This window comes from Mycobacterium sp., assembly GCF_049683935.1.
Taxonomy (GTDB): domain Bacteria; phylum Actinomycetota; class Actinomycetes; order Mycobacteriales; family Mycobacteriaceae; genus Mycobacterium.
This window is the reverse complement of sequence record NZ_JBAUJR010000288.1, coordinates 1-12876: the sequence shown is the minus strand read 5'-3', so window position 1 is coordinate 12876 and position 12876 is coordinate 1. Positions and strand designations below refer to the sequence as shown.

12 protein-coding genes are annotated in these 12876 nt (G+C 66.4%); 6 read left to right on the top strand and 6 right to left on the bottom strand.

The window, feature by feature from the left end; all coding sequences use genetic code 11:
• The coding region (locus tag WA965_RS16890; protein WP_526447841.1) for an asparaginase domain-containing protein at positions 1–524 on the bottom strand (524 nt) is incomplete at its 3' end.
• Positions 525–566: 42 nt separating this feature from the next.
• Between WA965_RS16890 and lspA the strand changes: the two genes are divergently transcribed.
• The 5 genes from lspA (at position 567) to dnaE (ending at position 7308) form a co-directional block, all read left to right on the top strand.
• Positions 567–1148: a signal peptidase II gene (gene lspA, locus WA965_RS16885; RefSeq protein WP_526447839.1), complete on the top strand. Its 582-nt coding sequence runs from the start codon at positions 567–569 to the stop codon at positions 1146–1148.
• Positions 1145–2074 (top strand): RluA family pseudouridine synthase, encoded by a 930-nt coding sequence (locus tag WA965_RS16880; RefSeq protein ID WP_526295626.1) that lies wholly within the window; start codon positions 1145–1147, stop codon positions 2072–2074. Before lspA ends, WA965_RS16880 begins: the two co-directional genes overlap by 4 nt.
• On the top strand, positions 2071–2958 hold the full coding sequence (gene rarD / locus WA965_RS16875) for an EamA family transporter RarD (RefSeq protein WP_526295628.1): 888 nt from the start codon (positions 2071–2073) through the stop codon (positions 2956–2958). The genes WA965_RS16880 and rarD overlap by 4 nt, the downstream gene beginning before the upstream one ends.
• Positions 2959–3013: 55 nt before the next feature.
• Entirely contained in the window at positions 3014–3676 is a 663-nt protein-coding gene (locus tag WA965_RS16870) for a TetR/AcrR family transcriptional regulator (protein ID WP_526295630.1), read from the top strand.
• A gap of 71 nt (positions 3677–3747) precedes the next feature.
• Entirely contained in the window at positions 3748–7308 is a 3561-nt protein-coding gene (dnaE, locus tag WA965_RS16865) for a DNA polymerase III subunit alpha (protein WP_526295632.1), read from the top strand.
• Between the two features lie 84 nt (positions 7309–7392).
• Here dnaE and WA965_RS16860 read toward each other — a convergent pair whose 3' ends face one another.
• Positions 7393–7620 carry a hypothetical protein gene (locus WA965_RS16860; protein ID WP_526295634.1) on the bottom strand — a complete coding sequence of 76 codons (228 nt, stop codon included), beginning with the start codon at positions 7618–7620 and terminating at the stop codon, positions 7393–7395.
• A 190-nt stretch (positions 7621–7810) separates the two neighbouring features.
• Between WA965_RS16860 and ilvA the strand changes: the two genes are divergently transcribed.
• A complete protein-coding gene (gene ilvA / locus WA965_RS16855) occupies positions 7811–9100 on the top strand; it encodes a threonine ammonia-lyase IlvA (RefSeq protein WP_526295636.1) in 1290 nt (429 codons plus the stop codon).
• Between the two features lie 15 nt (positions 9101–9115).
• On the opposite strand, the gene WA965_RS16850 is transcribed toward ilvA, so the two are convergent.
• From WA965_RS16850 to WA965_RS16835, 4 genes are all read right to left on the bottom strand, one after another.
• Entirely contained in the window at positions 9116–9511 is a 396-nt protein-coding gene (locus tag WA965_RS16850; RefSeq protein ID WP_526295638.1) for a type II toxin-antitoxin system VapC family toxin, read from the bottom strand.
• Positions 9511–9777, bottom strand: coding sequence for a type II toxin-antitoxin system Phd/YefM family antitoxin (locus WA965_RS16845; RefSeq protein WP_526295640.1), 267 nt, complete (start codon positions 9775–9777; stop codon positions 9511–9513). The genes WA965_RS16850 and WA965_RS16845 overlap by 1 nt, the downstream gene beginning before the upstream one ends.
• 172 nt (positions 9778–9949) lie before the next feature.
• Positions 9950–11683 (bottom strand): malto-oligosyltrehalose trehalohydrolase, encoded by a 1734-nt coding sequence (treZ, locus tag WA965_RS16840; protein ID WP_526295642.1) that lies wholly within the window; start codon positions 11681–11683, stop codon positions 9950–9952.
• Positions 11676–12876: malto-oligosyltrehalose synthase (locus WA965_RS16835; protein ID WP_526447837.1), on the bottom strand; the 1201-nt coding region annotated here is incomplete at its 5' end. The genes WA965_RS16835 and treZ, both read right to left, overlap by 8 nt.

The window sequence follows — 12876 nt, the reverse complement described above, 5'->3', positions numbered from 1 at the left end:
AGGAAGGGCCGGTCCTTCACCGGCCCCACCGGGCGGCCGACGAAGCCCTGCAGGTCGGCGGTGGCCACCTTGTGCAGGCCGAGGGGCTCGAACACCGCCCCGGCGAAGCTCACGGCGACACCGAGGTCGCGGGTGTCCGGGTGGGCGGCGACGGCGAGCGCTTCCCGTAGGTTCGACGGTCCGTCGGAATCAGGTGCGTCGGCGCTGCGTTGGGCGCCGGTCAGGATGACCGGTGTCGCGCCGTCGTAGGTGAGCTCGAGCCACAGCGCTGTCTCTTCCATCGTGTCGGTGCCGTGCGTCACGACGATGCCGTCGGCGTCGTCGGCCACCGATCGCACGGCCGCGGCGATCCGGTCCCAATCGGGCGGGGTGAGCTGCGAGCTGTCCACCGACATCACATCGACGACCTCGACGTCCAGACCCTCCGTGAGGTCGGCTCCGGTGCGGGAGGGACGCTTCACGCCGTCGGCGTCCGCGCTTGTCGAGATCGTCCCACCGGTGGCTATGACGACGAGACGAGGCATGGGTGGAATTGTTCCCCACCGGTGCTTTGAGAGGATGGGGGCGTGACTGATGAATCATCGAGCCCGGTAGGGCCCGCCGCCGGTGGCGAGCCCGCCGAGCCGGCGGAGGCCAAGCCCCGGCGACAGCTGCGCCTCCTGCTCGCTGTCGCGGCGGTGATTCTGATCCTCGACATCGTCACCAAGGTGCTCGCCGTCCGGTTGCTGACACCCGGTCAGCCGGTCTCGATCATCGGCGACACCGTGACGTGGACGTTGGTGCGGAACTCCGGGGCGGCCTTTTCGATGGCGACCGGCTACACCTGGGTGCTCACCCTGGTCGCGACGGGGGTGGTGTTCGGGATCATCTGGATGGGCCGCCGTCTGGTGTCCCCGTGGTGGGCGCTCGGACTCGGCATGATCCTCGGCGGTGCGATGGGCAACCTCGTGGACCGCTTCTTCCGCTCACCGGGGCCGCTGCGCGGTCACGTGGTGGACTTCCTGTCCATCGGATGGTGGCCGGTGTTCAACGTGGCCGACCCCTCGGTCGTGGGCGGGGCGAGCTTGTTGGTTGTGCTGTCGCTGTTCGGTTTCGACTTCGACACCAATGGCCGGCGCAAGCCGGACGCCGAAGCCGGAGACAGATGACCACCCGTTCCATGCCGGTTCCCGAAGGTCTGGCCGGCATGCGTGTCGACGCCGGTCTGGCCCGGCTGCTCGGGCTGTCGCGCACCGCGGCCGCCGCGCTGGCGGAGGACGGCGGGGTCGAACTCGACGGTGCCCGTGCGGGCAAGTCCGACAAGCTGACCGCGGGCGCGTGGCTGGAAGTGCGGCTACCCGAGGCGCCGGCAGCGGTGGAGAACACGCCGGTCGATATCGAGGGCATGGCGATCCTCTACTCCGACGACGACATCGTCGCCGTCGACAAGCCCCCGGGGGTGGCGGCGCACGCCACCGTCGGCTGGCACGGTCCGACGGTGCTCGGAGGCTTGGCAGCTGCGGGCTTCCGGATCAGCACCTCGGGGATCCATGAACGACAGGGGATCGTGCACCGACTCGATGTCGGCACGTCCGGAGTGATGGTCGTAGCGCTGTCCGAGCGGGCGTACACCGTGCTCAAGCGGGCGTTCAAACAGCGCACCGTCGAGAAGCGCTACCACGCCCTGGTGCAGGGTCATCCCGACCCGACCAGCGGAACCATCGACGCTCCGATCGGCCGGCACCGCGGGCACGACTGGAAGTTCGCTGTCGTCGAAGGCGGCAGGAACAGCATCACCCATTACGACACGGTGGAGGCCCACCAGGCGGCAAGCCTGCTCGACGTCGAACTGCAGACCGGGCGCACCCATCAGATCAGGGTCCATTTCGCCGCGTTGCACCACCCGTGCTGTGGTGACCTCACCTACGGTGCCGATCCGACCCTGGCGAAAAAGCTTCAGTTGGAGCGGCAGTGGCTTCACGCCCGGTCCCTGGCTTTCGCTCATCCGGCTGACGGGAGGCGTGTGGAGATCACCAGTCCGTATCCGGCCGATCTGCAGCACGCGCTGGACGTATTGCGCGATCAGCACCGGTGAGGTCCGGGCTGCTCTTCGGTGTCGGCGCCTACGGCATGTGGGGGCTGTTCCCGGCGTTCTTTCCCCTGCTGAAGCCGGCGGGCGCGGTCGAGGTGCTGGCCCACCGGATCATCTGGAGCTTCCTGCTCATGGTGGTGGTCGTCGCTGTGGTCAGACGGTTCGGTGACCTCAAGGTGATCAGTGGACGTGTCTGGCTGCTGCTGACCGCGGCGGCGGCGCTCATCTCGGTCAACTGGGTGATCTACGTCTACGCCGTCAACAACGGTCACGTCGTCGACGCCGCCCTCGGGTACTTCATCAACCCGCTGGTGTCGATCGCGCTCGGATTGCTGATCTTCCGGGAGCGATTGAACGCCTGGCAGCTTGTTGCGCTGGTGATCGCAGTCAGCGCGGTGGTGGTTCTGACGGTGAACGTGGGATCGCCACCGGTGATCGGTCTCGGGCTGGCGCTGTCGTTCGGGCTCTACGGCGCGGTCAAGAAGCTGGTGCCCACCGACCCGCGGGTCAGCGTCGGGATCGAAGCGGCGATCGCGGCCCCGTTCGCGCTGGCCTATGTGGGTTTCCTACAGGTCACCGGAGACGGCACCTTCACCGGCCACGGCACCGGGCACGTCGTCCTGATGATTCTCGCGGGGGTGCTCACGGCGCTACCGCTGCTGCTGTTCGCCGCCGCCGCGCAGCGCCTGGCGATGGTGTCCCTGGGGCTGCTGTTCTACATGACACCGGCGATGCAGTTGACCTGGGGGGTCCTGGTCGGCCACGAACCGATGCCGCCCGCGAGGTGGTTGGGGTTCGGATTGATCTGGTTGGCGCTCGGGGTGTTCACAGTCGACGCGGTGCGTCGCGCGCGTGTCGGGCGCAGGACCGAACCATCCACGGTGTAAAAAATTTGCAAGATCGCCGATTGACCCACTGTCAGCTATGCCATAACGTTTGCTCGTGGACAGCGAGCCGGCGGACCGGTCCCGAGTTCGAGGACGTGGTCGCCCGGTAGGCGCCGACTCCGAGGCGACGCGTCTGCGCATCCTCGACGCAGCCCGCCGGGTCATCGCCGAACGCGGTTACCGCGCAACGACGTTCCAGCAGATCGCGCTCCGCGCCGGGGTCAGCCGCCCGACGTTGCACTACTACTTCGCCACCCGCGAGCAGGTGTACGAGATCCTGCTCAGGCAGACCTACGCGCTGGTGGCCGAATGTGCGGTCGCCGCGCAACGTGAAGTGGGGCTTCGGCAGCAGTTGACGGTGTTCATCGAGGCGATGCAGCAATTGCTGGGCACCGACGGGGCGACCATGCGGTTCCTGGTGGCCGCGAGGCTCGAACACCAGCACGACAGGCACCGCCACGACGCGGCCGATGCCGTGGTGGCCACGGTGCACGGTTTCTACCAGTCGATCGTGGTGCAGGCGATCGCCCGCGGTGAATTGGCACCCGACATGGACCCTCGTGCCGTGGCCGACATGTTGGCGGCATTGTTCTGGGGCATGGCATTTCACGCCGCCTTCGTCGATGCCGGCGAGTCCCCGGCGATTGCCAGGCAATTGCTGGATGTGTTCGACAACGGGTTGCTGAGCGAGCGGATCGAAGCTCCGGTCGACGCGTGAACCGAACGGGCTGAGACACGCACCCCGACACGCCGGGCGCTGTCGGTGGCCGGTCATAGACTGGCGTCCCTATGAGCGGTTCAGACTTGCGGTCCACAGGGTCTTTTGTTCACCTGCACAACCACACCGAGTACTCGATGCTGGATGGTGCCGCGAAGATCAGCCCGATGCTGGCCGAGGCCCAGCGGCTGGACATGCCCGCCGTGGGGATGACCGATCACGGAAACATGTTCGGCGCCAGCGAGTTCTACACCAAGGCGACCGAGGTGGGCATCAAGCCGATCATCGGCGTGGAGGCCTACATCGCCCCGGCGTCGCGCTTCGAGACCAAGCGCGTGCTCTGGGGCGACCCGGGCCAGAAGAGCGACGACGTCTCCGGCAGCGGGTCCTACACCCACATGACGATGGTCGCCGAGAACGCCACCGGCCTGCGCAATCTGTTCAAGCTGTCCTCGCTGGCCTCTTTCGAGGGTCAGCTCGGCAAGTGGTCACGCATGGACGCCGAGATCATCGCCGAACACGCCCAGGGCATCATCGCCACCACCGGCTGCCCGTCCGGTGAGGTGCAGACCCGGTTGCGCCTGGGCCACGAGCGCGAGGCGCTGGAGGCTGCCGCCAAGTGGCGGGAGATCTTCGGGCCGGACAACTTCTTCCTGGAACTGATGGACCACGGCCTCGACATCGAACGCCGGGTCCGCGAGGGGCTGATCGAGGTCGGCAGGAAACTGGGCATCCCGCCGCTGGCGACCAACGACTGCCACTACGTCACCCGTGACGCGTCCCGCAACCACGAGGCGCTGCTGTGCGTGCAGACCGGCAAGACACTGTCGGATCCCACCCGCTTCAAGTTCGACGGTGACGGCTACTTCCTCAAGTCCGCCGCCGAGATGCGGGCACTGTGGGACGACAACGTGCCAGGAGCCTGTGATTCGACGCTGCTCATCGCCGAGCGGGTGCAGTCCTACTCCGATGTGTGGGAGCCCCGCGACCGGATGCCGATCTTCCCGGTGCCCGAGGGGCACACGCAGGAGACATGGCTGCGTCACGAGGTCGCCGCCGGGCTGGAGCGCCGGTTCCCCTCCAACGTGCCGCAGGAGTACACGGACCGGGCCGACTTCGAGATCAAGGTGATCTGCGAGAAGGGTTATCCGTCCTACTTCCTGATCGTCGCCGACCTGATCAACTACGCGCGATCGGTCGACATCCGGGTGGGGCCGGGCCGTGGGTCGGCGGCCGGCTCGTTGGTCGCCTACGCCATGGGCATCACCAACATCGACCCGATCCCGTACGGGCTGCTGTTCGAGCGGTTCCTCAATCCCGAGCGGGTGTCGATGCCCGACATCGACATCGACTTCGACGACCGCCGCCGCGGAGAGATGCTGCGGTATGCCGCCAACAGGTGGGGCAGTGACCGGGTGGCTCAGGTCATCACCTTCGGCACCATCAAGACCAAAGCGGCGCTGAAGGATTCGGCCCGCGTCAACTACGGGCAACCCGGGTTCGCGATCGCCGACCGGATCACCAAGGCGTTGCCGCCACCCATCATGGCCAAGGACATCCCGCTGTCCGGCATCACCGATCCCAACCACGAGCGGTACAAGGAGGCCGCCGAGGTGCGCGGCCTGATCGACACCGATCCGGATGTGCGGACCATTTACGAGACGGCCCGCGGCCTCGAGGGGCTGGTGCGCAACGCCGGTGTACATGCCTGCGCGGTGATCATGAGTTCCGAGCCGCTCATCGATTCGATCCCGCTGTGGCGGCGCCCGCAGGACGGCGCGGTCATCACCGGCTGGGACTATCCGTCGTGTGAGGCCATCGGCCTGCTCAAGATGGACTTCCTGGGGCTGCGCAACCTGACGATCATCGGTGACTGCCTGGAGAACATCAAGGCCAACCGCGGCATCGACCTCGACCTGGACACCGTGCCGCTCGACGATCCGGCGGCGTACGAACTGCTCGGCCGCGGTGACACCCTCGGGGTGTTCCAACTCGACGGCGGCCCGATGCGTGACCTGCTGCGGCGGATGCAACCCACCGGCTTCGAGGACGTTGTTGCGGTCATCGCGCTCTACCGTCCCGGTCCGATGGGGATGAACGCCCACAATGATTACGCCGACCGCAAGAACAACCGCCAGGCGATCAAGCCCATCCATCCGGAGCTCGAGGAACCGCTGCGCGAGATCCTGGCAGAGACCTACGGCCTGATCGTCTACCAAGAGCAGATCATGCGCATCGCGCAGAAGGTGGCCGGTTACTCGCTCGCCCGAGCCGACATCCTGCGAAAGGCCATGGGCAAGAAGAAGCGCGAGGTGCTGGAGAAGGAATTCGAGGGCTTCTCCGAGGGGATGAAGGCCAACGGCTTCTCGGCGGCGGCCGTCAAGGCGCTGTGGGACACCGTGCTGCCGTTCGCCGACTATGCGTTCAACAAGTCGCACGCCGCCGGCTACGGCCTGGTGTCGTACTGGACGGCGTACCTGAAGGCCAACTATCCGGCCGAGTACATGGCGGGCCTGCTCACTTCCGTCGGTGACGACAAGGACAAGGCCGCGGTCTACCTCGCGGACTGCCGCCGCCTGGGCATCACAGTGCTACCGCCCGACGTGAACGAGTCGGCGCACAACTTCGCCTCGGTCGGAACCGACATCCGCTTCGGGCTCGGCGCGGTACGCAACGTCGGCGCCAATGTTGTTGCCTCACTGGTGAACACCCGCACGGAGAAGGGCAAGTACACCGACTTCTCGGACTATCTGAACAAGATCGACATCGCGGCCTGCAACAAGAAGGTGACCGAGTCGCTGGTCAAGGCAGGGGCCTTCGACTCGCTCGGACACCCCCGCAAAGGGCTCTTCCTCGTGCACACCGACGCCGTCGACTCGGTGCTGGGCACCAAGAAAGCCGAGGCGATCGGGCAGTTCGACCTGTTCGGTGGCGGCTCCGAAGACGGCGCAGGCACGGATGCGGTGTTCACCATCAAGGTTCCCGACGAGGAGTGGGAGGACAAGCACAAGCTCGCCCTCGAGCGTGAGATGCTCGGGCTCTACGTGTCGGGTCATCCGCTCAACGGCATCGCCCATCTGCTGGCCGCCCAGGTCGACACCGCGATCCCGGCGATCCTGGCCGGTGACGTCGCCAACGAGACCCAGGTGCGTATCGGCGGAATCCTCGCCTCGGTGAACCGCCGGGTCAACAAGAACGGATTGCCCTGGGCGTCAGCGCAATTGGAGGATCTCACCGGCGGTATCGAGGTGCTTTTCTTCCCGCAGACCTACTCGATGTTCGGTGCCGAGATCGCCGATGACGTCGTCGTTCTGGTCGGCGCCAAGGTGGCTATCCGCGACGATCGCATTTCGCTGATCGCCAACGAGCTCGTGGTTCCGGACTTCTCGAGTGCCCAGGTCAATCGGCCGGTGGCGGTGAGCCTGCCGACGCGGCAGTGCACGGTGGACAAGGTCAGCGCCCTCAAACAGGTGCTGGCACGTCATCCGGGAACTGCTCAGGTGCATCTGCGGTTGATCAGCGGTGAGCGCATCACCACGCTGGAGTTGGACCAGTCGCTGCGGGTGACTCCGTCCTCGGCCCTGATGGGCGACCTCAAGGCGCTGCTGGGACCAGGGTGCTTGGGCGGTTGAGCACCCCGGGTCGCGTCAGCTGAGCACGCCGACGGCCCGTTCGATCCGGATCAGTGTGGGGGCTGCGCAGCCTGGGGCGAAAAGTCAGTCGGTGGAGGCGGCGAAACCCAGACCGAGCCACACCAACGCGCCGACCCCGGCGCCGCTGAGCACTGCGGGAGCCGCGGCGGTGGTCACCACGGCGACCACCGCGAACACCAGCAGACCGACCAACAACGCGATCACCTTGTAGGCGGGCCACGGGACTCCGGCGATCGAGACCGTCGAGGCCGGACGTGCTGCTTCGTCCCGGAACTGTTCGGCGGTGGTCATGTAGTGACGATAGCTCGCAAGCCAGGTTTCGGCCACCCGAAACACCGGTTATGGCCAGGCGATTTTTACTAGTCTGGCTACCTATCGGCCCGGCACCGGCGGCGCATCCTCGAGCAGTCCGATCGTCGCCCGCAAACGGGTCCGGAGAATCCATTTTTGCTGTTGAGCCGCGCGGTGGCACCATGGTGCGGTGTCTGCTGAGCTGAGCGATGGTGCCCGAATCGGTTCTGCGGCGCCGTTGCGCGCCGCGGACATCGACGAGGCCGCCGGGCGGATTTCCGCCGTGGTGTCCAAGACGCCGCTGCAACTCAGCGATCGGCTGTCCGAGATCACCGGTGCACAGGTCTACCTCAAGCGCGAGGATCTGCAGGCGGTGCGCTCGTACAAGCTGCGCGGTGCCTACAACCTGCTGATGCAGCTGAGCCCCGAGGAGAAGGCTGCCGGGGTGGTGTGTTCGTCTGCCGGCAACCATGCCCAGGGCTTCGCGCTGGCGTGCCGGTCGATGGGCATCCACGGACGCGTCTACGTCCCGGCCAAGACGCCGAAGCAGAAGCGCAACCGGATCAGATACCACGGCGGCGAGTTCATCGAGTTGATCGTCGGCGGCAAGACGTACGACATGGCGGCCGAAGCTGCTCTGGACGACGTCGCGCGCACCGGCGCCACGCTCGTGCCGCCGTACAACGATCTGCGGACGATGGCCGGGCAGGGCACCATCGCGGTGGAGATCCTGGAGCAACTGGGCGCCGAACCCGATCTGGTGGTCGTTCCGGTCGGCGGTGGCGGCTGCATCAGTGGCGTCACCACCTATCTGGCGGAGCGCACCACCACGACGTCGGTGCTCGGCGTCGAGCCCGCCGGGGCCGCCGCGCTGGTGGCCGCGCTGGCCAACGGAGCCCCGGTGACGCTCGACCACGTCGACCAGTTCGTTGATGGTGCCGCGGTCGCACGGGTGGGCGCCCTGCCCTTCGCGGCGCTGTCGGCTGCCGGCGACATGGTGTCGATCACCACCGTCGACGAAGGTGCGGTGTGCACTGCGATGCTCGACCTCTACCAGAACGAGGGCATCATCGCCGAGCCTGCGGGCGCGTTGTCGGTGGCCGCGCTGCTGGATGCCGACATCCAGCCCGGATCCACCGTGGTCTGCCTGATCTCGGGTGGCAACAATGATGTCTCCCGCTACGGGGAGGTGCTCGAACGGTCGTTGGTTCATCTGGGGCTCAAGCACTATTTCCTCGTCGACTTCCCGCAGGAACCGGGCGCACTGCGCCGGTTCCTCGACGAAGTTCTCGGCCCCAACGACGACATCACGTTGTTCGAGTACGTCAAGCGCAACAACCGCGAGACCGGCGAGGCGTTGGTCGGCATCGAGATGGGGTCGGCATCGGATCTCGAGGGGCTGGTCGCACGGATGCAGACCTCCGAATGCCATGTCGAGCTCCTCGAGCCGGGCTCGCCCACCTACCGCTATCTGACCTGAGCTCAGTTGCTCCTGCTAGTGGGGGTCAACGACGGTGATCCCGGCATTCCTCGCCGCGTCAGACAATCGGGCGTCATAAGTGACGAGCGCTCGAAGATCAGGTGCCGCGAGCGCCGCCGAAAGATGAATGGCATCAAGGGTTCTCATCTCCGGCGGCGGGATTTCGCCGGCCCTGTCCAGGGCGGCGGTGGTCAGGGCGATCAGATCCAGCGCGCCGACGACGCGCCGTGCATGCTGGATGATCTCCATTGACCCCTGCCTGGCTACCGCCCGAATCAGCTCAGCCCGGGCCAGTGCCGAAGTGATCCGAGTGTCCTCGGTGAAGTCGCCGAGATACATGCGCAGTGGTATGGATTCTGCCTCGGCCACAACGAGTTTGACCAGTGCCGAGGTGTCGAGATACAGCTGCATCAGCGCTCGTCCGCGCGGAGGCGCAGCAACTCGGCGGACGCGTCGAACCCGTAGTCGACGGGCGGGTCTTCCAACAGGTCCCCGGGGGCTTGCGCCGGGATGACCTCGCCGCGAAGGATCATGTCCTCCCAAGTGTCGGCAGCGGCCGGGACGATGCGCGCGACGAGCCGGCCACGCAGCGTCACTTCAACCGACTCGCCCCGGGCCACTCGCGCAAGGTACGTAGTCGCATTCTGTCGCAATTCGCGCAGCCCGATACGTTCCATGTAGCACATGGTAGCACTTCAGTTGAAGGTCCCTACCAGCATCAATGCCTCGTGGTTGGCGAGAGAGAACGATTCGATTGGCCGGACTTCGAGATGTCTCACGATTGAATGATGGGCCTGCGGCCACATCATTTGGTAGAGCGTTCTCCACAGGGCAGAAACCTGTGGACAGCTAGTTGGCAGCGCGGAGAAGTGCGACAGAATGCCCTGCCAGCCGGGTGGTGTCACCGACTGCCTGCGGTTCCTCCCAGGCCAACACAACCTCCCCGCCGACCGGGACGTCCACCGGCTGTTCACCGAGGTTGCACACGATCGACAGTGTGCCGCGGTGCATCACGAACCATCGCCCATTCTCGTCGTAATCGATCCGGAGGTGATCCAGCCACGGGTCGCCGAGTTCTGACTCGTTGCGGCGCAGCGTGATCAGGTCGCGGTAGAAGCCGCGCAACCGCCCGTGGTCACCCTCGTCGACCTCATCCCAATCGAGCTTCGACCGTTGGAACGTCGCAGGATCCTGCGGGTCGGGAATGTCATCGGCATCCCAGCCGTGTTCGGCGAACTCCTTCTTGCGGCCTTCCGCGGTCGCCCTGGCCAACTCGGGTTCGGGGTGCGAGCTGAAGAACTGGAACGGCGATGACGACGCCCATTCCTCGCCCATGAACAGCATCGCCGTGTACGGAGAGCCCAGGACGAGGGCCGCTTTGATCGCGAGCTGGCCGGTGGTCAGGTTCTGCGAGGGCCGGTCACCGATAGCCCGGTTGCCGACCTGGTCGTGGGTCAGCGTGTAGGCCAGCAGGCGGGTCGCCGGGATCGTGGCGGTGTCCAGTGCTCTTCCGTGCCGCCGGCGTCGGAACGACGAATAGGTGCCCGCGTGGAAGTACCCGTGCTGCAACGTCTGAGCCAGCGTTTCCAGCGATCCGAAATCGCCGTAGTAGCCCTGGCGTTCGCCTGACACGGCGGAGTGGATCGCGTGGTGGATATCGTCGTCCCACTGCGCGGTCATGCCGAGGCCGCCGCGATCGCGTGGGGTGATCAGCTTCGGGTCGTTCATGTCGCTCTCCGCCACCAGTGACAGTGGTCGACCGACTTCTGTTGCCAGGGCGTCGGTTTCGGCGGAGAGTTCCTCGAGGATCGGGTAGGCCGTGGTGTCCACAAGGGCGTGAACGGCGTCGAGTCGCAGGCCGTCGGCGTGGAAGTCACGCATCCACCGCAGCGCGCAGTCCAGGATGTAGCGACGCACCTCGTCGGCGTCGGCGTCGGCGATGTTGATCGACTCGCCCCACGGGTTGCTCCCCGCGGACATATACGGCCCGAACTCGGGCAGATAGTTGCCCGACGGGCCGAGGTGGTTGAACACCGCGTCGATCAGCACGCCGAGACCCCGGGCGTGGCACGCGTCGATCAGCCGGATGAGCCCGTCGGGTCCGCCGTAGGGTTCGTGCACGGCATACCAGAGCACGCCGTCATATCCCCAGCCGTGGGTGCCGCCGAATGCGTTCACCGGCATCACCTCGACGAAGTCGACGCCCAGGTCGACCAGATAGTCGAGCTTGTCGATCGCCGCGTCGAACGTGCCGTCGGCGGTGAACGTTCCGGTGTGCAGTTCGTAGATGACCCCGCCCTCGATGGAGCGCCCGCGCCAGTCACCGTCGGTCCACGCATCGTCGGTCGGACGCCACAACTGGGACCGGTCATGCACACCGTCGGGCTGTCGCGCGGAGCGCGGGTCGGGCAGCACCTTGGGGTTGTCATCGACGACAAATCCATAGCGAGCATCCGGGGCGGTATCAACGACAGACCGCCACCATCCGTCCTCGCCGCGGGTCATCGGGTGCAGGTGACCGCCGACGTCGAGCCGGACCCGATCGGGCCGCGGTGCCCATACCGCGAATTCGTGCTCAGGCATCGGCGCGCACCAACAGCGCGACGGGCAGCTCCCCGAACAGCTCTGCTGCAGGGGTCTGACCACGATGGGTGATACCGGTCAGCACGTCGGTCCATTCTCCTTCGGGCACGGTCACAGTGGTGTCATCCCAGCCGCTGTCGGCCAGCCGGACGGTCCATCGACTGGCAACGACCATCACGTCGTCGCCTCGCCGGAACGACACGATGTGCTCGGCGGCTGTGCCGTCGGCGGGCACCGGCCGGTACCCACCGGCGAGGAACGTGTCGGGTCGCTCGCGCCGCAGTCGCAGCGCTGCGCGGACGACGCGCATCTTCGGGTGCTCCATGGCGGCAAGCGCGTCGCGACGGGCCGGGTAGTCGACGGGACGCCTGTTGTCCGGATCGACCAGGCTGTCCTCCCAGAGTTCGGTGCCCTGATAGACGTCCGGCACACCCGGGGCGGTCAGCGCGATGAGTTTCTGGCCGAGGGCGTCGCCGCGAGCGTGTTGGTCGAGTCGGGACACCGTGGCGGTCAGCTCGGAGGCGACGGGGCCGTCGAGCACCGAGTCCAGCCAGGTGTGTACCGCGGTCTCGAACTGCTCGTCGGGATCGTTCCACGTGGTCTGCAGGGCAGCCTCGCGAATCGCCTTCTCCGTATAACCGTGCAGTCTGTCCCGAAGTTCCGCGCTCACCGCTCCATCGGTAGGCCAGACTCCGAAGATGTTCTGCCACAGAAAGAGTCCGGTGACGGCGTCGGGTGACGGGGTGATGCGCTCCCAGCCCTGCACGAGTTCGCCCCACAGGGACGGAACCTGTGAGAGCACGCCGATGCGGGCGCGGACGTCCTCGCCGCGTTTGGTGTCGTGGGTGGTCAACGTGGCCATCGCCGTCGGCCACAGCGCCGCGCGGTCAGCGGCGCGTTGGTGAAACTCCGCTGAACTGACGCCGAAATGCTCTGGCTCGCCTCCGACTTCGTTGAGCGACACCAACCGGGCGTCACGGTAGAACAGGCAATCCTCCATCGCCTTCGCAGTTGCAGCACCACACAGCTGCTGCAGTCGCACACCCACCTCGGATCCCACGGTCTGCGCCGCCACCAAGAGGGACAGCGGTTCGGCCAGTTCTGGATGCCTTGACGTGGTTTCGCCTATCGCGACGGGTAACACCGACGGCAGCGTCAGGTAGTCCGACCGGTACACGCCGATATGGCTCAGC